The 24,089-nt window shown below is 57.3% G+C and carries 15 protein-coding genes and 8 pseudogenes; 15 read left to right on the top strand and 8 right to left on the bottom strand.

What is annotated here, in order from left to right:
* Positions 1-120, top strand: a pseudogene (locus VSR71_RS34170) (IS5/IS1182 family transposase); the annotation flags it as partial.
* A 45-nt stretch (positions 121-165) separates the two neighbouring features.
* Here the strand turns inward: VSR71_RS34170 and VSR71_RS34165 are convergent.
* Together VSR71_RS34165 and VSR71_RS34160 are read right to left on the bottom strand one after the other, a co-directional pair.
* Positions 166-1,587, bottom strand: coding sequence for an amidase (locus tag VSR71_RS34165; protein WP_115684000.1), 1,422 nt, complete (start codon positions 1,585-1,587; stop codon positions 166-168).
* A 341-nt stretch (positions 1,588-1,928) separates the two neighbouring features.
* Positions 1,929-2,177, bottom strand: a complete 249-nt coding sequence (locus tag VSR71_RS34160; protein WP_147298474.1) for a hypothetical protein — start codon at positions 2,175-2,177, stop codon at positions 1,929-1,931.
* Positions 2,178-2,923: 746 nt separating this feature from the next.
* Between VSR71_RS34160 and VSR71_RS34155 the strand changes: the two genes are divergently transcribed.
* From VSR71_RS34155 to VSR71_RS34135, 5 genes are all read left to right on the top strand, one after another.
* Positions 2,924-3,583 carry an amino acid ABC transporter permease gene (locus VSR71_RS34155; protein ID WP_115684001.1) on the top strand — a complete coding sequence of 220 codons (660 nt, stop codon included), beginning with the start codon at positions 2,924-2,926 and terminating at the stop codon, positions 3,581-3,583.
* Complete coding sequence (ehuD, locus tag VSR71_RS34150; protein WP_115684002.1) at positions 3,573-4,232, top strand: ectoine/hydroxyectoine ABC transporter permease subunit EhuD; 660 nt, start codon at positions 3,573-3,575, stop codon at positions 4,230-4,232. Before VSR71_RS34155 ends, ehuD begins: the two co-directional genes overlap by 11 nt.
* A gap of 20 nt (positions 4,233-4,252) precedes the next feature.
* Positions 4,253-5,035, top strand: a complete 783-nt coding sequence (locus VSR71_RS34145) for an amino acid ABC transporter ATP-binding protein (RefSeq protein WP_172583730.1) — start codon at positions 4,253-4,255, stop codon at positions 5,033-5,035.
* Positions 5,036-5,348: 313 nt separating this feature from the next.
* Entirely contained in the window at positions 5,349-6,098 is a 750-nt protein-coding gene (locus VSR71_RS34140) for a GntR family transcriptional regulator (protein WP_115684003.1), read from the top strand.
* Between the two features lie 731 nt (positions 6,099-6,829).
* On the top strand, positions 6,830-7,303 hold the full coding sequence (locus VSR71_RS34135; protein ID WP_115684004.1) for an Lrp/AsnC family transcriptional regulator: 474 nt from the start codon (positions 6,830-6,832) through the stop codon (positions 7,301-7,303).
* A 121-nt stretch (positions 7,304-7,424) separates the two neighbouring features.
* Here the strand turns inward: VSR71_RS34135 and ilvB are convergent.
* A pseudogene (gene ilvB / locus VSR71_RS34130) lies at positions 7,425-8,762 on the bottom strand (biosynthetic-type acetolactate synthase large subunit); the annotation flags it as partial.
* Between the two features lie 425 nt (positions 8,763-9,187).
* On the opposite strand from ilvB, the gene mdeB reads away from it, so the two are divergent.
* Together mdeB and VSR71_RS34120 are read left to right on the top strand one after the other, a co-directional pair.
* Entirely contained in the window at positions 9,188-11,815 is a 2,628-nt protein-coding gene (gene mdeB / locus VSR71_RS34125; protein ID WP_116330165.1) for an alpha-ketoglutarate dehydrogenase, read from the top strand.
* A gap of 789 nt (positions 11,816-12,604) precedes the next feature.
* Complete coding sequence (locus VSR71_RS34120) at positions 12,605-13,192, top strand: hypothetical protein (protein WP_115684006.1); 588 nt, start codon at positions 12,605-12,607, stop codon at positions 13,190-13,192.
* A gap of 63 nt (positions 13,193-13,255) precedes the next feature.
* Here the strand turns inward: VSR71_RS34120 and VSR71_RS35465 are convergent.
* Positions 13,256-13,453 (bottom strand): annotated as a pseudogene (locus VSR71_RS35465) (GMC oxidoreductase); the annotation flags it as partial.
* A 694-nt stretch (positions 13,454-14,147) separates the two neighbouring features.
* Between VSR71_RS35465 and VSR71_RS34110 the strand changes: the two are divergent.
* The gene (locus VSR71_RS34110) at positions 14,148-14,483 is read left to right on the top strand and encodes a helix-turn-helix domain-containing protein (protein ID WP_115684008.1); all 336 of its coding nucleotides are present in this window, start codon (positions 14,148-14,150) and stop codon (positions 14,481-14,483) included.
* Between the two features lie 31 nt (positions 14,484-14,514).
* Here VSR71_RS34110 and VSR71_RS34105 read toward each other — a convergent pair whose 3' ends face one another.
* The 4 genes from VSR71_RS34105 to VSR71_RS34090 all read right to left on the bottom strand — a co-directional run bounded on the left by VSR71_RS34105 (position 14,515) and on the right by VSR71_RS34090 (position 17,701).
* A complete protein-coding gene (locus tag VSR71_RS34105; protein ID WP_115684009.1) occupies positions 14,515-15,453 on the bottom strand; it encodes a GSU2403 family nucleotidyltransferase fold protein in 939 nt (312 codons plus the stop codon).
* 277 nt (positions 15,454-15,730) lie between these two features.
* Positions 15,731-16,987 (bottom strand): tyrosine-type recombinase/integrase, encoded by a 1,257-nt coding sequence (locus VSR71_RS34100; RefSeq protein WP_115684010.1) that lies wholly within the window; start codon positions 16,985-16,987, stop codon positions 15,731-15,733.
* Between the two features lie 100 nt (positions 16,988-17,087).
* The gene (locus tag VSR71_RS34095; RefSeq protein WP_115684011.1) at positions 17,088-17,465 is read right to left on the bottom strand and encodes a type II toxin-antitoxin system VapC family toxin; all 378 of its coding nucleotides are present in this window, start codon (positions 17,463-17,465) and stop codon (positions 17,088-17,090) included.
* On the bottom strand, positions 17,465-17,701 hold the full coding sequence (locus tag VSR71_RS34090; RefSeq protein WP_115684012.1) for a type II toxin-antitoxin system Phd/YefM family antitoxin: 237 nt from the start codon (positions 17,699-17,701) through the stop codon (positions 17,465-17,467). The genes VSR71_RS34095 and VSR71_RS34090 overlap by 1 nt, the downstream gene beginning before the upstream one ends.
* A 605-nt stretch (positions 17,702-18,306) precedes the next feature.
* On the opposite strand from VSR71_RS34090, the pseudogene VSR71_RS34085 reads away from it, so the two are divergent.
* The 6 genes and pseudogenes from VSR71_RS34085 to VSR71_RS34065 form a co-directional block, all read left to right on the top strand.
* A pseudogene (locus tag VSR71_RS34085) lies at positions 18,307-19,136 on the top strand (GntP family permease); the annotation flags it as partial.
* 67 nt (positions 19,137-19,203) lie between these two features.
* A pseudogene (locus tag VSR71_RS34080) lies at positions 19,204-19,930 on the top strand (3-hydroxybutyrate dehydrogenase); the annotation flags it as partial.
* Positions 19,931-20,132: 202 nt separating this feature from the next.
* Positions 20,133-20,612 (top strand): annotated as a pseudogene (locus VSR71_RS35460) (3-hydroxybutyrate oligomer hydrolase family protein); the annotation flags it as partial.
* A 447-nt stretch (positions 20,613-21,059) separates the two neighbouring features.
* Positions 21,060-22,472: an extracellular catalytic domain type 1 short-chain-length polyhydroxyalkanoate depolymerase gene (locus VSR71_RS34075; protein ID WP_231942373.1), complete on the top strand. Its 1,413-nt coding sequence runs from the start codon at positions 21,060-21,062 to the stop codon at positions 22,470-22,472.
* A 690-nt stretch (positions 22,473-23,162) separates the two neighbouring features.
* A pseudogene (locus tag VSR71_RS34070) lies at positions 23,163-23,474 on the top strand (transposase); the annotation flags it as partial.
* 60 nt (positions 23,475-23,534) lie between these two features.
* Positions 23,535-23,963: pseudogene (locus VSR71_RS34065) on the top strand (DDE-type integrase/transposase/recombinase); the annotation flags it as partial.
* Between the last annotated feature and the right edge of the window lie 126 nt (positions 23,964-24,089).

Below are 24,089 nucleotides of genomic sequence, written 5' to 3'. Positions count from 1 at the left end.
TGGCTTGCTGCCTTTGGCAAGCTGCGCATTCGTTTCGAACGGCGTCTCGATATCCATCTCGCTCTGCTAACGCTCGCCTGCGCGGTCATCTGCTCACGATTCGTTGAGCAGTTTTGTTAGCGACTCTAAATGGATCCGGCTCCAACACCGTCTGCACCTTCGCGATTAGAGCGGTGCGGCAGCCCGCGTCTCCTCCGGTATAGATGCTAATGATGGTCGCTGGGTGCGAAAATCTGTCGCCTGTTCAAATGCGTCTGCTACTTGGAAAAGTAGGGGCTCTTGAAACGGTTTGGCGGCGATTTGTACAGAAACAGGGAGATCTCCTTCCCCATAACCCGAGCAAAGACTGATCGCCGGCCACCCGGTGATGTTGAATGGGTCATAGAAACCAGGACTCGAAAATCCTCCCCATTTCTGCGTGCCGTCAATTCTCGGTGCCTCTTCCGGCGCGCCTGCCGTAATCAAAACGTCTACATCGGCAGCGGCTTGCGCCGTCGCAATGCACAACTCGTGGCGGCGGCGGATCGCCTGGATGTAGTCGGCGCCCGTCATGAGCCCACCGAGCACCAGGCGGTCCCGCAGCATTTCCCCGTACTCGTCACCACGTGTGCGCACCCACGTTTCGTGGACAGCGAAGGCCTCGCAGAGAATTATGACCTGGGCCGCCGCTTGGTAGTCAAACAACGATGGCATTTTGACTTCTACAATCTCGGCTCCCTGAGCGCGCCAGACGTCAAGTGCGTCTTCGATGCTGTTTTGGACGGCCGGGCTGACCCTGTTCTCGACTTCATGCCAATCTTTCGCCACGCCGATTCGGATTCCTTCTATTTCGCGTCCCAATCTCTTGGTGAAATTTGGAACCACGCGGTTAACGCTTGCTGGGTCTGTCGGATCAAAGCCTGCCATCGCCTGGAGTAGCAATGCGCAATCTTCAGAAGTTCGCGCGATGGGTCCCGGGTGATCAAGAGAGAAAGCCAACGGCAGAATGCCGGTGCAACTGCAGAGGCCATAGGTGGGCTTAATCCCTGTAACTCCGCATAACGCTGCAGGCGAGCGGATGGACCCGCTGGTATCTGTTGCCGTGCCGCCTAGAATAAGTCCCGCGGCTACGGCCACTGCCGTCCCGCTGGACGATCCGGAAGAGAAATGGGCCAGCTTCCACGGATTGCAGGCAGGCGGTAGTTCCAAGTCGAACGATGGACCGCCAAGCGCAAATTCATGTGTAGCAAGTTTGCCCAACGATAGGGCACCGGCTTGGGCTAGACGCGATACTATGTGGGCGTCAACGTTCGGAACCCAATCCCTTAGAAGCTTCGAATGCGCCGTGGTACGAATTCCGCTCGTGCAATAGTTATCCTTGTGGGCTATCGGGATGCCGTCCAACTTGCCAAGCAGTGTTCCCGTCATCATTCGATGTTCAGCAGCCTTGGCGTCTTGAAGTGCACGTTCGGGAGTAACTCCAAGAAAGCTGTGCAAGGTTCCGTCCATCGCATCAATGCGTGACAAACAGTGCTCTGCCAGTTCCACGGGAGATAATTGACGCGCGGCAATAAGCGTTGCGGCCTCCGCGATCGTGGGAGTGTTCATTAAAAAAATTCCTTTTCAGTGAAAGGCTTCAGATAAAAACCAGCACGAAAGATGTGAGACGCTTCCGCTGAGCGATCTCGTTCAGGATTGCGCAGGCTATCGAGCATGGGTTCCACCAGCCCCCAAACTTCGTATAGTTCCTCTATCTTGGACAGCGATAGTACAAGGCCGGCCCGTCGGATTTGTGCCTCAAAATCCTCACGAGATATCTGTGTCATATGTCTGCGTCCGGTTGTTGCGGGGATTCGTGCCCAGGGGATTGGAGCGGGCAACGGCCGGGGCACATGGCCCACTCAAGTAATTGATTTCGGCCGGTTGCCTCTGTAGCCATTCCTAATGCGTCAAGCGGCCAGGCGAACACGTTTTTTCCGTGCGGTGGCTATTCGACCTACGTCATATCCAGCTGTGCGCGATGTAAGCATGTCCCCCGAAGTGATTGCCGGTACCGCGTCGGCGCAGGCTGCAAGCACGCTCCGGCACGATCGATGCGCCTGCGCGGTGATCATCGTCGATATCCAGCGCGCTAGTGCAGCGTGATTGGCAAGGATGAGGGTGCCGTTATGCGTCTTCGAGCCGGAAAACCAGATCATGCCCCTCGCCGAATAGCGCGGGCGCAACCGCTGCCATCTCCCTCGCTTTCCTCGTGAGTGTTCATGACGTTGAGGGCTTAATTGCTGAAGGAAGATCGGCTGAGATCGTCCCGCATTCGGTAAGCTCAATCGCAGTGTGAGTCGTAGCGTAAGTGAAAATGGCGTTTTCATCATATATGTGTCGGCGGCGATTCGCTTCATGGTGTCGATATACCTAGTATATCACACTAGAGCCGGTGTTCAAAAAGTTCTGTCTGAATGGAAACATGCCAGTCCGATGTGGTCATGCAGATACAGGACGGCTTTCAGTCCAACCGGCCGCGTTTACCCTTATTTTGACTACTTGATATACCTAGTATGATTGCTGTGCAGGCGGGGCGTTGATGGCCTGGCGTTGTTTTCAAGCCGCTTCGGGCTCTCACGCTAATATTTTGGAGTCCATATGGTTTCCCTCTCAAGGGCGCTTATGCGCACGGCGATTGGCGACTTGACAGTGCTAGCGTCAGATGTGGCACATGGTGAGTCAATTAAGGGCAGGGTGCTGCTAAAGGAAGGGCGCATTACGGTTGGTATTCACGATCAGGCTTCTTGGGGCTTCAAAACTAACGACTGTCTGAAAAAGCGGAAAGCGGACGGTGCAATCGCAAAGATTATGTCGAAGTATGGCTTTACATCGGCTGAAACGGTGCCTGAACGCGTAACGGCGCGGAGCCTGTGCCGGGTGTTTACTGCTGAAGGAATCAACTGTGAGTTTCTATCAAGTTCTGGCCGGAATATTCGGCGGCTTTAAAATTACAGCTATAGTCTCGGCCCTTGCATTGCTCTATGCAGTCCCGTTTTCGCTAGTATTTGGAATACTGCAGCACTTTGCAAAAGGCTCGGTCAGAATATTCATTACGGGACTCATAGAGTTTTGGCGTAGTTCCCCCGTGATCGTTTTGTTATATGCGTTTTATTACTCATTTCCAGCCGTTGGTATCAACCTCTCAGCGATTACAGTAGGGGCTATGGTTCTAGGGCTGAATACGGGGGGGTATGGAAGTCAGTCCGTTCGAGCTGCATTGCAGGCGCTGGACCACGGTCAGTTGGAGGCCGGACTTGCAATCGGACTCACGCGGTTTGACGTGCTGCGGTTCATCGAACTACCGCAAGCGATCACCCGGATGATCCCGACGTTTATTAACCAGGCGATACAGTTAATCAAGGGAACCGCGCTCGTCTCGCTGATTACCTTAACTGACATGACCTTTCGGGCCAAGGAGATTGCACAGGTCCAGTACAATCCCGTTGCAATCTACTCCGGACTCCTATTAGCCTACTTCATTGTTTGCTACCCCGTAACAATCATGGGGCGACGTATTGAAATTGCATTCGGAAAGAGCAGGCAGGCCATCTATGAACTTTGACATCACATATGCGCTTCGCATAATTCCCGAAGTGCTGCATGGACTTGGTAACACGATCCTCGTAACTATTCTAAGCTCTATCGGAGCGGCTCTTTTAGGATTTGGCTGGGAAATATTGAGGCGTTCGAGTAAGCCGATGCGTTATATGATGCGATTCGTTATCGACTTCATCAGATCTACTCCGGTACTTGTTCAATTGTATTTTCTGTTCTTTGTTCTGCCCTACTACAATATTGTTCTGCCGGCAATGTTCGTTGGGGTATTCGGTCTGAGTCTGTATTACTCGGGTTATCTGGCGGAAGTGTTTAAGGCTGGTATAGATGCCATTCCACGCGGACAGTATGAGGCAGCCCAGTCACTACGCCTGAGCAAGTTCGATACCGTAGCTTTCGTTATCGCCCCTCAGATGCTGCGCAATATCGCTGCCCCAATGGGAAGCTACTTTGTTTCCATACTGAAGTCTACGCCGTACCTTGCTGTATTAGCGGTTCCGGAGATGCTGGGAAGTGCCTTTGACGTGGCCGCGGACAGCTATCGCTACGCTGAACCTATGATGGTCGCTGGAAGTCTGTTCCTTATTTTGGCGCTTACTGTTGCGATGTTTGTTCAGCGACTCGAAAGACGGTTACTGCTTCCGAGTCGGCGTTAACTAATAGATTGGAGACGTGAATGAGTGCAACTATGCGAGCAATTAAGGTCGAGCCGGAATTCGTGACAGGGAAGCCGTCTGTGGAAATACGACATCTCTCGAAGTGGTACGGTGATTTTAAGGTTCTGAAGGATGTCAATTTGTCAGTGTCGAATGGTGAGCGAATCGTCATTTGCGGCCCTTCGGGTTCGGGCAAGTCGACCCTTATTCGTTGCATCAACCAACTCGAGGTTCACGAAGAAGGGCAGATTTTTGTCTACGGTGAAGAGATCCGAGCGGGAATGAAGAACCTTTCTTATCTTCGACGCGACATCGGAATGGTCTTCCAGCAGTTCAATTTGTTTCCCCACCTTACAGTCTTGCAGAACTGTACGCTGGCGTTAATTCGTGCGAGAAAGATGGGCAAAGATGAGGCGCAGAAGACCGCAATGCGAAACCTTGAAAAGGTGCGTATTCCAGAGCAGGCTCATAAATATCCGATGCAGCTTTCGGGAGGGCAGCAGCAACGCGTCGCAATTGCGCGAGCGCTTTGCATGGCGCCGAAGATTATGCTGTTTGACGAGCCTACATCTGCGCTTGATCCAGAGATGGTTAACGAAGTTTTGGACGTAATGACTACTCTTGCTCGAGAGGGCATGACCATGCTTTGTGTGACCCATGAGATGGCATTCGCGCGAAAAGTGGCAGATAGAGTCATTTTTATGGACAGTGGTGAAATTGTCGAAGAGGCCGCGCCGCAAAAATTCTTTAATTCCCCCCAAGCCGAACGTACTCGTCGTTTCCTTGAACAAATTGTTCATTAGGCAACTATCGGGGTTTTCAACGTCCAAATAAATAATTATCATTTCCAATTTCATTCATCAATTGGCAGCGTAAAACTTCATCTCGGCGTCAGTTGGTAAAATGTATGCGGAAGCGACGCATGGTCGCAGCCCTTAGGGAGGGGCCGGAGCCGAATGCCAGCAGACTGTATTGTGGTCTAACTGCCGCTCTTGCAGGAGCAGGGCCGAAACATTGCGACCTACACTGCGTTATACTAGGTATACGAAGTATCGACGTCTCCCAACAACGAGGACCAATGGAAACTCCATCGCAACACCGCGGGGGAGCTTGGCAATGACCAAACATGCTCTCACCCGAAATGGCTTATCTCTGCATGAAGGATTGCGTGCAGAGATTTCGAAGCGTATTGCTGCGGGGGTATATCTTAGGGGGGAAGCAATCCCCTCGACTTCCCAGCTCAGCGACGAATTCGACGTCAGTCCCATCACCGTGAAGCGTGCCGTGCGCGATTTGCAGTCGGCAGGAATGCTTATGTCCGTTCCTGGGAAAGGCATATTCGTTAAAGAGCAACGTCGCTTTATTCGCGCTTTGGGCGATTGGATGTCGTCCATGGACGACGCACGACGATTAGGTTTCACCCCGACGTTGGAGTTGCTTTCAATCAGTAAGGAGAAAATTACAGACCCCGCGCTGGCTCTATTGAAGCCACCGCAACGGAGCTTGCTGTGCGTACGTAAAGTCATATTCGCTGATGGGACTCCGATAATGTATGATTCCGCGTATATTTCCGCGGATGTTCCTGACCAAATGGTGGAGGAGTTCGGCGAGCGTTTCATTGTTGATGTTCTACGCGCTCATAACATTGAGCTAACGAATATGTCGTTAATTATCGACGCCGCCCCAGTATCCCAGGGAGCTCAGCAGGTCTTCGCAATCCCAAACGGCTACCCAATGCTACGGCGGCTCTATCACATAGAGGCTAACGAGCCTGGCTTCGATGTGTTTGGCGTGGTGGAATCACCGTTCGATAGGCTTGCTTGTTCGGTAAGTTTCCCTGCAGAGAGAATCAACGCTAAAAAGTAGAGAGCGGGCATCACTCACCGTTCGGCCGGTGCAGCGCGGGATGATTCGAACAGTCTAGGCGCAGTTTTCCTCATAGGATCAGCGTGTCGACCTTACATTGTCATGCCGTAGGTAGTGCCGATGTCAAGGTTGTCACCGGCCCCGCAGACTTACAGGCATCCGGGGCGGAAGCGTTCGCCGGTAGCTTGTCGGGATGAAGGGCCGAGTTGTTGTGCTTTCACAGTGAGTTGCTGTTTTAGACCGGGAGCAAAATCTGCGGCATTCAAGCAGCGGTTCTCGATGGGGCCCGTACGATGTCGTGTGAACAATAGCTTATCGAAGGCTCTCATCCTGTTCTCCTGCCGAAGTTAAACGCTCTGCCGGTCTGATGTGGCGCTTCACCGATTGATCTACGGCGCCAGCGCTGAGGCAAGTCAGTCTTCCTTCCAACTCCCCGTCAAGCATCAATATGTGCAGGTTGTGGAACACGAACCGGCCCCACCATCAGTCGGCGAAACCGCCATTACAAGATCCACATTGCCAGCCATGGTGGCATTTTGCTAGGCTGGAAATCTCGTCGGACGTATCCACCGGTTGCACCCCGAGCGTGCCTGGTAGTTTTACGCGTTGAGTCTGTCCAAGCGAATCGATGTTGACATCGTCGCAATTGTCGGCGTTCGATATCAGCTTACGCCGGCGTGGAGATTGACTGGGACTGGACAATGCGAGGCCAAAATATTGTGTAGGCATCAATGAATCTCGACACAACAGATCTGCGAATTCTCGATGAACTCCAGCAGAACAGCGCTCTAACGAACGTTGAACTAGCGCGCCGCGTTCATCTTTCTCCGTCGCCGTGTCTCGCTCGGGTCAAAGCCCTCGCGAGTGCCGGCGTCATACGGCGCTATGTCGCACTTGTCAGTGCTGCCGCTCTAGGCCTAGGGCTGAATGTCTTTATCTCAATTAGCTTGAAAGACCAAAGTAAGGACTCCTTGACAGAGTTCGAACGCCGCATCGCCGAACATGACGAAGTGATGGAGTGCTATTTAATGACCGGCGATAGCGATTATTTGATTCGGGTAGCAGTGGCCGACATGGCTGCGTTGGAGAGATTCATCCTGGAACAACTTACGCCGATTCCAGGAATCGAAAAAATTCGCTCTAGCTTCGCGCTCAAGCAGGTTCGTTATAAGACCGCCCTGCCCCTACCGTTGCAGCAGCGTTAGGTTCATCGCGGGACTTCATTAATGTATTTGTCATCGCGATGTCAATTAGAAAACCGACGACCTGTGGCAGGGCACCAAAGCGCATCATCATTATGCCGCTCGATCAACGTTGGAGGCTGTGCTTGAACGTAACCACGTGGAAGAGGTCTACCCCCATGGTGCCGAGCCCCTCGGAATTGAGCCATTGACGTGGTTGTCCGAAGTGATAGTGTTGTGCTGCCCACATTTGATGCTGGCCGACATCCGAGCAAACAATGGCGTTCTCCGGTGCGATTCGGCAGAGTGTTTCGATCACGTATTGGGGTTTTATGGTTTTGCCTTCCCGCGTATAGGCCAGACAGTTCTTAGTTCGCCATTCAGAAATGCGCTCCCACCAAGCCGTTTTGCTGCTGTACGGCTCCTCGCTGTCCCTCCAGGACTCAATGAGGCGCTGCAAGATGCGCAGGGCATCTCCAACGATTGGCACTGTCGGTTTGACCCTCTTACCAATGCTTGTCGGGTCAATGTCAATGTGGATGATTTGCCTTGGGGAAGAGCAGAGGTCTGCAACGTTGCCGATAACGCGGTCATCAAATCGAGCGCCGACGGCAAGGAGTACATCACACTCCTGCATCCCTCGGTTCGCCTCATAAGTGCCATGCATGCCGAGCATGCCAAGATTCCGGATGTCCTTTCCCGGGAAGGCGCCAAGCGCCATAAGCGTGGTGGTGACCGGCGCGTCGATCAAGGCTGCCAGTTTTCTCACCTCGGGGCTCGCTTGTGCAGACACGACACCGCCACCGATATAGAGATAGGGCCGCGCAGCACGCTTCAGCAAGCGAACGGCCTGGCGGATTTGTCCTTCGTGTCCCTCGACAGTAGGTCGATATGAACGAATGTCAGCTCGCTCAGGGTACTGAAATGGCCCGGTGTTGAGGGCTATATCCTTCGGAATGTCAACCAGCACCGGGCCGGGCCGGCCAGTACGCGCGAGGTGGAAAGCCTTTTTCAAAGCTTGAGGCAGGCTCGCCACGTCTGTCACGAGGAAATTGTGCTTCACAATGGGACGTGTAATGCCGACCGCATCGCACTCTTGAAAGGCGTCCTCGCCAATCATCCAGGTTGGCACATTCCCTGACAGGATCACCAGCGGTATCGAATCAAAGTAAGCCGTTGCGATACCTGTCACAGCGTTGGTAACACCGGGGCCAGATGTCACGAGAGCGACGCCAACTTCTCCGGTTGCACGAGCGTAGCCGTCCGCGGCATGTACCGCGGCTTGCTCATGACGCACGAGCAGATGCTGAAGACTTGCTTGCTGTGCAATAGCGTCGTAGATCGGTAGAACGGCGCCGCCGGGATAACCCCAAACGCTTTGTACGCCCTCCGCCAACAACGCTTCTACAATCATTTCCGCACCACTCATCATGCGAGACGGCGAAGAAGTGCGGGAGTGAAAATCAGGAGAGGGACGGTTCATCGCGAGTGTGTCTTTAGATTTAAGAAAAGGCAATGCTAAGTCCAGTTGATTCTAGGCGGATCCTTGCAGCATTGGTCGCTGAATTCGACTGTGAAAGCCCAGCGTCTCAGCGCGCCATGCCGACGATATGAGGCTGGCCAGTGAATCCATCTATCCGTAACCCTCTCGCTAGCAAGTGTCATGCAGCGTAAAAGACGTCAGAGGACATGAGGCTTGGTAGAGGAGGGCAAACGCTGAGCGCGCGGTCTTGATCTGAAATTCGCTAGCCCGTGTTCTTCTGACCCGCCCACAATCCGACGATAGTGTCCAGGCTGTTTGTTTCGTTCTGGCAGGAAGCTGCATTGCAGCAGATTGTGCTGGGAAGATAACGACTTGCAGTCGAATACGGTACGACATGCTTGGATTTCCAGCCTAGAATTTTGCCTATGAATACGCCAACTACACCCCTGCTCCAGGACGCGATCGCTGCACAGCAAGTCGACCTCGATCCCGTCGAAACCACCGAATGGCGTGAAGCGTTCATCGGATTGATTCAGGCATACGGCCCTGAACGCGGAAAGTACATCCTTGATGAGCTTGCTCGCCTGGCACGGGACCAAAGTGTCGGATGGCAGCCCAATCTAACGACGCCATATGTGAACACGATCAGCGTCGACGCGCAGCCGAAGTTCCCGGGCGACTTGGCCATTGAGGAGCGACTGGGCTCTATGATCCGCTGGAATGCACTAGCAATGGTCGTTCGAGCCAATCAGGCATATGGCGAACTGGGTGGACACATCGCGAGTTACGCGAGCGCCGCGGATCTGTTTGAGACCGGCTTCAATCACTTTTTCCGCGCTGACGATCTGGTGTTCTTTCAGGCGCATAGTGCGCCTGGTGTCTATGCGCGTGCTTTCCTTGAAGGCAGGTTGTCCGAAGCCGACCTGGCCCATTATCGACAGGAAATCGTTGGTCCTCGCAACGGCGCACGGGGCTTGTCCAGCTATCCGCATCCGTGGTTGATGCCGGATTTCTGGCAGTTTCCCACCGGCTCGATGGGCATCGGACCCATCAGCTCTATCTACCATGCACGTTTTATGCGCTATCTGGCACATCGCGGCCTGCTGCAGTGTGAAAACCGAACGGTGTGGGGCGTATTCGGCGATGGCGAGATGGATGAGCCGGAGTCCATGAGTGCGCTGACGTTGGCGGCACGCGAGAAACTGGATAACCTCGTGTGGGTCGTCAACTGCAACTTGCAGCGCCTGGATGGCCCCGTGCGGGGCAATGGCCGAATCATCGACGAACTCGAGCGGCTGTTTTCCGGTGCTGGTTGGAGCGTTATCAAGTTGCTGTGGGGTAGCGACTGGGATGGCCTCTTTGCTCGCGACGCCAACGGTGCCTTGACGCAGGCCTTGGGCGACACCGTTGACGGTCAGATGCAAACCTTCGCGGCGAAGGATGGGCGTTTCAACCGTGAGCATTTCTTTGGGCAAAATCCGCAGCTTGCTTTGTTGGCGCAGGGTATGACCGACGAGCAGATTGACCGCTTGAAGCGAGGCGGCCACGATTTGGTCAAGATCTACGCCGCCTATGCCAAAGCGGCCGAACGAGATGGTCGTCCTACAGTCATCCTGGCTCATACGAAGAAGGGGTATGGCATGGGTGCGGCAGGCCAGGGCCGTATGACCACGCATTCGCAGAAGAAGCTCGATGATTCCCAGCTGATTGAGTTCAGGAATCGGTTCAATCTGCCGCTGACAGACGATCAGGCGACCTCTCTGACCTTCCTGAGACCCGAGGCGGAGAGCGATGAGATGCGATACATGCGGTCGCGACGGGAGGGGTTGGGCGGCGCTTTGCCCAAGCGCAATATACAGTGTGGTGTGGTTGCAAAACCTGCGCTGGCTTCCTATGCGCGATTCGCGGTTGAGGCCAACGGCAAAGAGATGAGCACGACGATGGCCTTCGTGCGCTTGCTCGGGCAGTTGCTGAAGGACAAGGAATTGGGTCCCCGCATCGTGCCAATCGTTGCTGATGAGGCACGCACCTTTGGGATGGCCAACCTCTTCAAGCAGGTGGCCATCTACAGCAGTGTCGGCCAACGGTACGACCCGGAAGATATCGGTTCGGTATTGGCGTACCGAGAGGCGTTCAACGGCCAAATCTTGGAGGAGGGGATTAGTGAGGCTGGCGCGATTGCCAGCTGGACGGCGGCAGCAACGAGTTATAGTGTTCACGGCCTCGCTATGTTGCCGTTCTATATTTACTACTCCATGTTCGGCTTCCAGCGTATTGGAGACGCCATCTGGGCAGCTGCAGACCAGCGAGCTCGCGGATTCCTGCTTGGCGCTACCTCGGGGCGCACCACGTTGGGAGGAGAAGGTTTGCAACACCAGGACGGAACCAGCCATTTGGTTGCTGCAACCATTCCCAATTGCAAGGCCTATGACCCCGCCTTTGCGGCAGAGATGGCCGTGATCGTTGACGCCGGCATTCGGGAAATGATGCTGGAGCAGCAAGACGTCTTCTACTACGTCACGCTGATGAATGAAAGCTATGCGCAGCCCAACTTGTCCGCCGACGTCGAGGCTGCGATCTTGCGGGGATGCTACAAGTTCGACGATTGGCAGCGCCGGGATATAGCGTCTTCGACAGCTTCGGCCCGGCAGGTCACCTTGATGGGCTCCGGAGCCATCTTGACCGAAGTCATTAAGGCGGCACAGCAACTGGCTAGCGAAGGCATCGATGTCTCGGTCTACAGCGTGACAAGCTGGAGTGAACTGGCCCGTGATGGCGCTTTGCATCGCAACCGTGAACTCCTAGGTGAGGCGAGCAATGAAATTCCGTTCCTCCAACTGCAACTGGAGCAGAGCGCGGGCCCGATTATCGCAGCAACAGACTATGTCCGCGCGGTGCCGGAGAGCGTCCGGGAATATGTGCCGACGGGTCGCCGGTACCTGACTTTGGGAACCGATGGCTTTGGCCGAAGTGATACGCGCGGGGCCCTTCGCGAGTATTTCGGCGTTGATGCAGCATCGATTGTCCGGGCGGCTAAGTACTCGCTGGACTAGTTCTGCGCTATTGGGTCCACGTCTCGCGAATCTCACAATATTGCCGGTAGACGAGCAGCTAACGCCCCGCGCAACTGCGGGAGCGCACGCTGCCCGACGCACTTCTGCGGCGCTCGTTATCACGTCGGTATTAGTCGCGGCGCGCTCAGGCGGGGCCCTTTGTCACGCTGCGCGATGGTGGGCCATTCGTCGAGATCCCGCTGGGACTGCGCTGATGTCGATAGAAAGGGTCACTTCCAGCCAACAGCCCTCGACGCCCTGCACGTCGCGCCGGTAGAAGGACGCCCCCCATCGCTGTGCCAGTCACTTCGGCCGCGCGCAAGCACCCAAGTAGAGCACAGTTAGCGGCAGCCTGCTGCATGCAGGCTCTCGCGCTCGATTAATGACTGACTTGGTTGCTGCCGACCATACTCCATCTTTCTGCACCGTGACTGGCTGAGGCGGCAGTGAAAACCAGCAGCTTGATCGCACGATGTGTCCGGCATGCCGTTCACACTGTGTATATCTCCCTTGCACGCTCCGCTGGGGAGCCTCTATTCTCTTGGTTGGAAACCTCGACGTGAAGTACAGCTTACCAGAATACAACAGCCTCGAGCGCATGGAAGGTAACGACACGAGGCCAGCCGTCAGGCTAAGTTTTCGACACGCTCGACGACGTCAGCCAAAAAAAGCTGAAAGGCCATATCCACGACAAGCTCAATGATCTTGTGATTAGACAGCGCTTCAGTTGAGGCGCGACTGGAAGCGTTGGCTGGTTGCCTACTGCAAAGCTAGCAAACGGAGGATGGCATGAAAGGCAAGACACTACTGGCCACGGCGGCGATGCTGGTGGCAATCACGGCTGCATGGGCGCAACCCAAAACCCGCGTGGACGTCACGCAGTCGCCTGAGCGGGCGACTGCGACTGGAACCGCGAAGCTCACCGCCACGATCGCCAAGATCGATGCGCCGAGACGAACTGTCTCTTTGAAATCCGGCGACGGCAAGATAACAGATCTCGTGGTGGGACCGGAGGCCAGGAACTTCGAACAGTTAAAGGTCGGCGACACTGTCACGATCGAGTACAGGGAAGCGCTGACCATGAGCCTCAAGAAGGGAAACGGACCGCTTGCTATGCATGAGCGCGAGATCTCGGAGCGCGCTGCGCCGGGTGCAAAGCCGGGAGGTTCAGTCGGCCGGGAAGTGACCGTCACGGCTGACGTCGTTGCCTTCGACACCGACGCCAGAACCGTCACCCTGAAGGGGCCAAAGGGACGCACCATGGTTCTGCTGGTAGGCGATCCGACACGCCTAAACGGCATCCAGAAGGGAGACCGGGTCGAGGCAGTCTTTACCGAGGCCGTTGCCGTGTCCGTTCAGCCGGTCGCAGGCAAGTAGGGGAAACAGGAGGGGCGCTGGTCGGCCACGCAGGCATGCCTTCCTTTCGACGCGGATTGGGGAAATGATCGAGGAATCGGCTACGCGCAGGCCGACGGTACCCCGGACGCACAGTTCGGGGTCAACCACCGCCATGTCGTCCACTCCCATCTTGCAAGTACCTGCCGGGTGCCAACTCGTCTGTCCCCTGGCCTTGATGTAGTCCAGCAGGCTGGCATCGTCCTTCACGTCGATGCCCGGCCGGATCTCCCTTTCCACCAGTCCCGCGAACCCGGATGGTTTTGTCAATGATGTCGGCCATATATTTGATCTGCACAGTCAAGTCGGGTAACGCCATGCCGGTAGTGAGCGTCATATCCCGCGAAGTCAAAGTTCGATTGAATGCCATCCGGGTGCGGGAGGGCGCAAATTCGCAAAGGTTGCCATGCGCATTAATGGCTTCGAGAAGCATTCAAGGATATGGTCGTAGCGTGCGATGTTCTGCGGTGTCTCCGCGATGACAGCGGAGATCGGCAGGATGAACGGTCGCGGCACGGCACCATCTCCTGTACCGGCGCTACCTGATAGTGCTCTGCGAGACACTTATACCCCATCCGTTCTGTGGGCCGCGGAGTTTAAAAATCCCGCTATTTCTTGATTGTTGTTTAAGCGACACTTTGTTGTTGAGGTCGAACGCTGTAGGGAACGCATATCTGGTCGAAGCGAGCGCTTCCGCTTTCGCTTGAGCAACCGGCGGCGTATGCGTGCGGTCAAGATTGTGGTGTGAAAAGGGCAGGCCGCGATCGCGTCGTGTGTCAATCTCAGTTGCCCGCACGAAGCATTAGGAAATCAGAAATGCAATTAATCGCCAGCAGCTAACCACAACAGTAATGTCAGCTACCAGCGAGGAAGGCCTGCATTTGGGCTTGAATGTCGATGGTATAATTTCACCTTCGTGAAATTACTTCCCTAATCTATGCCGCGGCCGCTTCCTGATCCAACGCCACCATCACGCGCGACCATCCGCAGCATTGACCAGCTTGGCGACTGGATACGGGCAACGCGGGCAGGGGAAGGTATGCCCATTGACCAGGCTGCCAATCATTGCGGGGTGTCCGTCGGCATGCTATCCAAGCTGGAGAACGGCAAGGGCGTCAATCTGGAGCACGCGCTGCGCGTGATGGACGGACTGGGTTTGACGATGCTCGTCGTGCCGAGGGCGCATGCGGCGTTGCTCGAACAGGCAGCGGCTCATGCGGCCAAGATGGACAGAAATGCAGCCAGGGAGTGGAAAGCCCGGGTTGAAGAGTAGACAACTGCATGCGGCAGGTAACGCGCGGTTGCTAAACACCCAGCCGGAATCGGTTGGCGAGCTCTTCCACGATCGATGCCTGCAGCCTGTCGCGAGATACCTTGAGCGGATCGCGCTCTGCGGTCGATGCCATCCAGCGCTTGAAGTCGACGAACGCGGCTGGACTGATCGTCGTCATCCGCGCCATTCTTCCGGTCACGGAAACGATGGGCGCAGAGAATGGAAGCGACCCCAACAGGACATTTGCGCGTCGCGCCTGCACTGCCCAGAGGTCGTCTTCGTCGTCGGTCAGTTGGAGCGGATGAGGGTCAAGATCGGCGGCCTCGCGGCGCAGGATGTCCACCTCGAAGCCCTTTGCATTCACTGCCGTAAAGAGTTGATCATCCCGAATCTCGAACGTGCTATCTACCTTGCGTAGGACATCCAGCATCGAGAGGTCCAGGTTCTTCATTTGGGAAGCAAACTGAAGGCGTTTGCGCGTATCCCAAAGGAGATCAACGTCGCGAGTTGCGAGGGCGCGTTCTTGTAGGCGGACCCCGGCTGCGGCTTCATACGCATAGAGGGCATGTGTCCCAATCACGATGAAATGCTCGGCGATATTGAGCCGAGTCATCACGTGTAGGATGGCCACGAGGATGTCTGGGGCCCGGCCGACGCGGATCGCGCGGTTCAGCCGCCGGTGCCGGTCGAGCTCGTCCGCGAGCGTCTTGAGCCGGGCCTCGGCGGCTTCCTTGCGTGCGTTGAACCGCGCGTACATGTCTTCAGTCGTTTCCGAACGCACCCCGAGGCTTTTCTGTTTGTTGTCGACGCTGGTTCGAATCAGGTACTCGCGGCCCTTCATGGTTCGCCAAAGCATGCCGCCGCGAACCTCTGCAGCCTTGGCGCGCGCTGATTCCCACGCTCCGAACACCGCCTTTGCGTCGATATACTGGCGCAGCGCATCTTCATCCAACTCGATCCACGGATCCATGGGTTTCAGTATAAAAAAGCTACATGCAGATTTTATACTGAAACCCAACTTTGCGCCGTGTTGGCCTTGAGCATCACAAGGCGCGCGAAATCGCCCGAAGAAGCACGCCGGCTACAGCGGGCTCGGACATTTCGCAGATGGCATCTGCGAAATGTAGCCCCCACCCAATTGCTAAAACGGGCGCTGACAATGCGACGATCGATTTACCGTGGCGACAGTCATCAGGGCGGTGCGCGTCGGCTGCCTTTGAGAAAAGCGATGATGTGGGTCGTGCGGGCTAGTCCTTCTTATGAGTGCCCCAACCGATGCGGTGCCGCTCCTGCGTGGCTTCGTGCCGCGCATCCTCCTCACTGTGCAGGTAGCCGCTGGTGGTAGAGATGGACGAATGTCCAAAGTTGTCGCGCACGTACCGCAGATCCACCTGCCGGTCGGTCATGTGGGAGCCGGCAGTGTGGCGCAGCCAGTGAGCCGAGGCACTGGCCAGGACATCGGCCTGCGCCGCCCAGTCGGGGCCGCGCGCGCGCAGGCGCGCGGCCGCCAGGCCGAACACTTCCTTCAGGATCAGGTGCAGCGCGCCGCGTGATAGGCCCCGTTCGCGGTTCTCCTGACCGATGACCGGCAGCAGCAAGGGGCGGGTTTCCCCTGGCTGCGGCGTCGGCGCCAGTCCGTGGGCGCGGCGGTAGCGCGCCAGTTCGGCAATCAGCTCGTCGGTGGCCGGCACTAGCCGGGTCTTGTTGCCCTTGCCGGTCACTTCCAGCCACCAGCGCTCGACGCCCTGCGCATCGCGCCGGCAGAAGAACGCCCCCATGGTCGTGCCGGTGACTTCAGACGCGCGCAAGCCCCCGAGATAAAGCACGGTCAGCAGCCAGCGGCAGCGCGCCGCATGTAGCCGCTCGCGCTCCGTCGCGGTGTCGGTCGTCCCCGGCATCGCCTCGATAGTCTTCTTGGCCACGTCCCACAGTTCGTGACTGAGGTAGCGCGTGATACGCGGCCGGCTCGGCGCGCGCCGCCGGCGCGCCAGCGCCAGCGGGTTGCCGGCTAGGTAGCCGGCCTCGGTCAGCCAGGCGAACAACGCGTTCAGGGTGACCAGCGCCTGGCGCACACTGCGGGGTGCCAGCGGTCCGGCAAACGGGCGCCAGTCCGGATGGCTGCGCGCGAGTTTTTTGCTGCCGGCCAGCACCCAGCGCGCGGCCGGTTGCGGGTCGGCGAGGAAGCGCTCGTACGCGAGCAGGTCCTCGTGCGTCAGCGACGACAGCGGCTTTCCCAGTTGCAGCACCGACCACAGGATCAAGCGCTCGACCTCGCGCCGGTAGGCGGTCAGCGTCGCCACGCTGTCGGCATAGCGCGCGAGCCAGGCGGTGACGGCGGCGAGATCGTCGCCCGCGGCAATCCGGGTGGCGCGGTCCGGGGCGCGGTTGCTGCCGGCAGCGCCGGACAGTGCCGGAGACAGGCGCAGGCGCTCCAGCGGGTTGGGAAGCGCGGTGGGGAGCGGGGCGGCCGGGCCGTCCGAAGGTGGGAGCGGGAGCAGTTCCATGAGTAGGCGCCGTGTTCTCAAGAATCGGCGGAGCTGGGGGAGTGGTCAAATCGGGCCGCCCTTGGCTGCTATGCCGCCACTGCCAATGCTTCTGTGGACCCTAAACACGAATGACGAGGTCGGAATACTTCCAGACGTGTTCGTCTGCCGAGAGCAGTCGCAATGGTTCGGTGAGTGCCTGAGCGACCAGCAGCCTATCGAAGGGATCGCGATGGTGGTTTGGCAGATGACGCACTGCGGCTGCATGTGTGTTCGTCACTGGAAGCTCGCGAAAGCCTGCGGCGGTAATTTCAGCGATGAGTTCGTCGACGTCGACCTCGATCTTGTCGAGGCCTGCCTCAATGGAGATCTCCCAGATGCTGGCCGCACTGATGAAGACCTCCTCGGCATCCAGGATCCGTTGCCGCGCGGTCTGGCTCAACTTCGGGTCATTGGTCACCGCCCAGAGGAACACATGGGTATCGAGCAGGATGCGCATTACCGTCCCTCGAAGGCGGCCATCAAGTCATCGGGGAGCGGCGAGTCGAAGTCATCCGCCGTGCGGATCTTGCCCTGCAGCCCGCCGAGGCGCCGTGGGGGCTTGGGCTTGGAGAACGGCACGATCCGGACCACCGGCTTGCCCGCCTTCGCAATAATGACCTCGTCGCCGGCTGCCACCTCTTCGATGAGCCGCGAAAGGTGCGTTTTGGCTTCATGAATGTTCACCATCTGCATGGCGTTCTCCGCAGGCAAAACTTAGTCTAGCTTAGTTCGTCAGAATCCACAAGGCGACGTACGGCGCGATCCTCTCTATATCTGTTGTGGCGGTTTTTAGATGTCGTAGGGCTGGCCAAATAGAAATGTCAGTCCAAGCGTGCTTTTTGTGCGGTTTCATGTCCTTCTCTGACTTTTTCGATAGGGCGGTGGCGCTGGCCTGAGGCGAGAGAGTCTGGCCCCGGGTGGGGCGATGGCGTCACGGTGGGCAAAGTTAAAATGTCCGCGTTCCGCTGCAGCGGTGCTGCCGCCAGCGCGCGCTCCAGATCGAGCCGGTTGATCAGACGCTGCCGTTTGACGTTCAGCGGCGCGCGATGGGGCCGAGCCTGTTCGCCCTGCAGCGTGCGCGACGGCCCGGCCTGCTGGCGACCTGTCGCGCTGCGCCTGCACCTGCGCCGTGATGGCCAGCACGTGCCCCAGCCGCTTGTGCTCGACGATCGCGCCCTGGTCGATCTCGCCGAGCCTGTCATAGGTGGTGTAGGGCAGGGACGCGCCCTCGGCCCACAGCTCGATGCGCCCGTCCGGATACTCGGCGACCTCGACATACCGATCAGGCGCCGGTGCCGCTGTTCATCCTCGTCGTTGGGCTGGCTTACCTTGAATGGAGGCGGCGCGATGCTCTGAAGCGTGGTGAAGGCTATGGCACCTCGCTTCTGAACGAACCGGAACCGGTGCGTACGGCGCTCCTGCCCCATCCTCTGCTGGCAATTGCACTGCTTGTACTGGTTGGTGTGTCCAATTTTGCGCTGACTCGGATGATCCCGCTGTGGTACGGCACGCAGAGCAGCCTCACATTGCCGGGGCTGGCCAAGCCGGTCACCATTCCGACCGCATCCGTGACCGCCATCTGGGCTGTTGAAGGTGCTCTACTGCTGGGCATGGCCTCGTGCTGCTGACCGCTTTCGCCGCAGTGCGCGAGCGCTTCGCTGAGGGTACCAAGACTGCCGTCGGTGGCGCGCTGCTGGCAGCAATGAATACGGCTTCCGAATACGGCTTTGGTGGCGTGATAGCTGCGCTGCCGGGATTCATGGTTGTCGGTGACACGCTCAAAGGCATTCCAAATCCACTGGTCAATGTCGCCGTTTCGGTGAGCGCGTTGGCGGGAATCACGGGCTCCGCCTCAGGAGGCATGAGCATTGCGCTGGCGGCGATGGGCGACACCTTCATCCAAGGCGCACAGGTGGCCAATATTCCCTTGGACGTACTGCATCGCGTCGTGTCTATGGCAAGCGGTGGCATGGACACGTTGCCGCATAACGGCGCTGTGATCACGCTGCTGGCTGTGACCGGCCTGACGCACCGCGAGTCGTATCGCGACATCTTTGCCGTTACCCTAATCAAGACTTTGGCCGTCTTCTTTGTCATCCTAGTGTTCTATGTGACCGGGCTGATCTGAACGTCAACCAAGGAGCTCGCGCGAAGGGCTTCGCGCGAGCCGTGCCGACCTTTTACAGCAGATTCCTATGGCAACCCTGAACGAAACAACCGCTTTCGTGACCAGTTCTACTCGCGGCATCGGTCGGCATCGCACAGGTGCTGGCTGAGCCTGGCGCCAATATGGTCCTCAATGGCTTTGGCGATACCAAAGCCGCCATGACCGCCATCCAAGCAACTGGCGCCCAGGTTATTCATCAACCGGCCGATATGCGTCAACCTTAAGAGATCGAAGCCATGTTTGCCATGGCTCGCGATTCCCTCGGCGCCCTGGATGTCCTAGTGAACAAGGCTGGCATCCAGTACGTATCGCCCATCGAAAGCTTTGACGCCCCAAAGTGGGATGACATCATCGCCATCAACCTCACTTCGGGCTTTCATACGACCAAGTATGCGCTGCCTGGCATGCGTGCGCGCAACTGGGGCCGGATCATCAATATTGCATCGGTGCATGGCTTGATGGGATCGGCGGACAAGTCAGCGTACGTTTCGGCCAAGCACGGGCTAGTGGGGTTGACCAAGGTTACCGCGTTGGAAACCGCGAAAACCGGTGTGACCTGCAACGCCATTTGCCCGGGCTTCGTGCTGACCCCGCTGGTGCAAAAGCAAATCCACGACCTCCCCCCACGGGAAGGTCTGTCTCCAGACGATGCCAGGGCGCGCCTGCTCGGTGAAAAGCCATCCGGCCGCTTTGTCACGCCTAAGGAAGTCGGGAACCCGTCTATATTTTCCGCCACCTCGTCCGAAGCCCGTGGAATCTACGGCGACTTCACGGTTGGCGCGTTGGGGGGCTCAAGCACAACTGTGCAGTCGCTTAGACGGACAAGGGTACGGGCGCCGCACTACATGATCTCGATTTGGACACTATGGCCCCTGGTCGACGGCATGCGGGACTCCCGTTGCAACAGCAGGAAATCTAGCCCATTTCTCCGCCGAGTCCGGCGGCTCGCAGACTCTCTCTGCCTTCACCGGTACTTTCCGCATCGCCTGGCATTCAAGCCCGCGTACTCATAGCAGAGCCGGAAGCGAGTTGGCGAAAAAATACGCTGCCAAGCGATCCAGTTCGCGCTATGGGCCCTCAATGACAAGTTCGGCACGGTCAGTGCCGATGGGACCGCAAGGCGACATTCACACCGGCAAACGTACTCGTGATCGCGTCAGCCATCTCAAACGGGGAGGGGCGGCGATCGCCGGAACTGGGCAGGACACGAACGAGCTGATCGATGGATTGGCCGTGGGGGAACCAAATGTGAACATTCATCCTGCCAATGTCATTGTCGTCCGTCGGGGCGAGCGGCGGTCGCTGCATCGGGCAAGCATCTGTATGACTACACGACGATTACCAATCGCTATCAGCTCTGCGCAAGCAATACGGCAATATTTGGCCCGCAAATTCTTTCATCGAACTTGCCGCCCATCATTGCTACAGCGGCAGTAGGCGACGTGATCGCAGTAAGTGGCGATTCCGTCAACGTGCCAAACTAGGCCGACCCTATCCTGCTTACTCCGCCATGGATGTCGTCTGATTCAATGGTGGGCGCGATTCACGCTCGTGTCCATGGTCGGTCGGGGCTAGCGAACCAATGAACTAAGTGTAAACGAGTGGTTGACTTTGTTTCGATGCGCTTCATAGTATGAAACATGAATCATGTATCATGTTAAAGACGGCGCGAAAAAACTTGGCGGCCTTGGCCAAGACTGCCTGGCTTCTCTTGACTGCGCCGGCCTGTCCTAAACTAAGCAGTTGTCCTTAAAGTGCGAACCGGCTTGTTGCAGACCCCTTGGGTCAGGGTATTGCCGTGACTCGAAGAAATCAGAAAAAGGAGACACTATGCTGAGACAGCGTTGGCGATACTTCGCGAGCGGGTTAGTCACGCTTGCGACGATGCTGGGAGCGTTTTCGCTGCATGCAGCGACGGCTGGTCCCGGAACGTGGAGTAGCGAGCAGACGTGGGCATCGGATGCCGTCAATGGTGGAAACCTGACCGGCTATTTCTATTGGCCGGCGAGCCAGCCTTCCACGCCCAATGGCAAGCGAGCTCTAGTTCTAGTGCTACACGGATGCTTGCAGACTGCCTCCGGCGACGTGATCAATAATGCCAGTGGGAGCGGGTTCAATTGGAAATCGATTGGCGATCAATACGGCGCTGTCATTCTTGCGCCTAACGCAAGCGGCAACGTGTACTTCAAGCATTGCTGGGACTATGCGAATGCTTCGCCAAGCCGAACCGCTGGACACGTGGGCGTACTGCTGGATCTGGTCAATCGCTTTGTTACCAATGCCCAGTATGCGATCGATCCCAACCAGGTATACGTGGCAGGCCTATCCTCTGGAGGCGGCATGAGCATGGTCCTGGGCTGCATCGCCCCGGACATTTTTGCCGGCATTGGCATCAATGCCGGTCCGACGCCGGGAACCACGACGGCCCAGATCGGCTTCGTACCTAGTGGCTATACCGCGACGACGGCAGGCAATAAGTGTAAGCAATGGGCCGGATCCAATGTGGGTAAGTTCTCCAGCCAGATTGCTGGCGCCGTATGGGGGGCCTCGGACTACACGGTGGCGCCGGCATATGGCCCGATAGCAGTCTCGGCCTTCCGCCAGCTCTTCGGCGGCAGCTTCACCCAGGGATCTAAGGTATCGATAGCAGGGGGCGGCACAAACATCCCTTATATCGATAGCAATGGCAAAGTGCGCACCCACGAAATATCGGTCGCCGGCATGGCACACGCATGGCCCGCTGGAACTGGCGGCAACAATACCAACTATGTCGATGCCACGCATATCAACTACCCCGTCTTCGTGATGGACTTCTGGGTTAAGAACAATCTGCGTGCCGGGAGCGGGGCTGGACAGGCGGGCTCGGCGCCGACTGGGCTGGCGGTCGCCGGGACGACCCTCAACACAATATCGCTGTCGTGGAATGCCGTGACAAACGCCAACAGCTACAACCTTTACCGCAATGGCACGAAGGTGGGCTCAAGCACGTCGACGAGCTACACCGATTCGGACCTGATAGCGGGTACTACGTACAGCTACACTGTGACGGCGATCGACGGCACAGCAGGGGAAAGCCAGCAATCTGCTGCTATCTCGGCAACAACAAAGAGCAGTTTTACTTGTGCGGCGACCACCGGCACAAACTATGCGCACGTGCAAGCCGGTCGGGCACACGATGTCGGCGGGTTTGCTTACGCGAATGGCTCAAACCAAAGCATGGGATTGAATAATCTTTTCTATATTAACACTCTGGCTGAGACAGCCGCCGGATACTATGTGATTGGCAATTGCCCATAAGCAACGGCACGATCGAGTTGGGGAGGCAATCTTTCAAAACATGCTTCTGAGAGAACTCATTGAAGCTATGTACGCGCCGTTCGGGAGGCGATCCAAGCTGCATTGGAAGCCTCCCGATTCGCTACGTCCGAATCCGCGCTCTGCACGCGCTTCTGCAGGTCGGCCTGAAGCTTAGCGATCAGCTTTGGCGAGGTTCCCTTGGGCTTGGCCCAGGCAAATCAGTTTGGTCATAGCGTAGTCCTTCTGTCCAGCTTCGCTAAGCGTTGGCACGTCGGGAGTGTCAGCGTGTGTGCCGTACCGGTGACGACCAGTGCTACCCTCTGGCTGTGGGATTGCGGTCGGCGTTGCGGTGATTGATGCGGAAGCAAATTTGCTGGTGAAGAGGGTGCAGTGAAAAATCCTGCCACTTGAACAGCACCCGTTCGAGGTGGCCCTGCAGTCAATAAGGGAATACTTGGGGCGGCTCCATGAATGGAGCGACTCCCTGATACACCGGACACAGTCCCCCACTTACAATAGCGGGTAGGGTGCGACGCGAAGTATGAGGCTCGGTATATCGGGCGCAGTGCATTCGTTCCAACCGCGGAGTCTTGATTCCATGGTAGCGGACCCGTCGAGCGACCGGCGGTAGCCTGGGAGCGCGTGCGTTGCTGGCAACGGCGGCGTGCGAAGTTGCTCTGACAATGTAGTCCGGCAGTGGGCAATGTCGCGAGGTGTTGTGTAGAGGCTCCGAGCAGCGATGGGGCTGAGACGCTAGGCTGGGCAGCGATTGGCCTTGTGCCACGTCAGTACAGCACAGGCGGGAGAGCCAATCTGCTGGGGATTAGCAAGCGAAGAGACAAGAACACCCGACGGCTGCTCGTGCAATGTGCGCGGTCGGCACGGAGACACTCAAGCGTGGTGGCTTGCGCCTTGGCCAACAAGCTAGCTCGAGTCGCATGGGCTATCGCTGCGAAGCACACTACATTCGATGCTTTTAATCGCCAGCCGCTGCCCGCCTGAAACAAGAGAAGTCAAGGGCTGGACCAACTATCTGGTTTTACGATCGCAGGAAAATTTGATGAGGTAGCGGTAGCCCATAGCAACAGCCGCTGGTGCTCTGAGGTCTTTGAGTTCTGCTGCGACAACGGCGAGCCGCTGCGCGTAACATTCGCCCTGAATTGCTGTCACCGGGAGGCCATGAGCGGGGCGGCTCCCACCGGCGTGCACAGTGGCGACATCGTGCGCGACGTGATGCTGGGAGCCATCGAGAGTCGTTTCGGAAACGCGCTTCAGGCGCCGACGGAAATAGAATGACTCAGCGACAACGGCTTCGGCTACGCGGCGGAAAAGACCCGCACCTTCGCCTCGGCCATCGGCTCGAAGCCTCTGACCACGCCGGTCTGCAGTCTACAGAGCAACGGCATGGCGGAGAGCTTTTTGAAGACCATGAAGTGGGACTACGTGGCCTTCATGCCCAAGCCAGATGCCGAGACAGCGGTTCGAAATCTGTAAGCGAGTAGCCAGTACCGTCTTGACGGCCGCAGCAGTTACGCTGGCATAACCAGTTGCTCAGTGACGACCCACGGCATGAGTTCGTCGACGCGGTTGATCGGGTGATCCGGGGTGATCGTCCTT

The organism is Cupriavidus oxalaticus (genome assembly GCF_038900635.1).
In the GTDB taxonomy this organism is placed as follows: domain Bacteria; phylum Pseudomonadota; class Gammaproteobacteria; order Burkholderiales; family Burkholderiaceae; genus Cupriavidus; species Cupriavidus oxalaticus_B.
The sequence above is the reverse complement of the archived record's forward strand: the minus strand, read 5'-3'. Positions and strand labels throughout refer to the sequence as shown.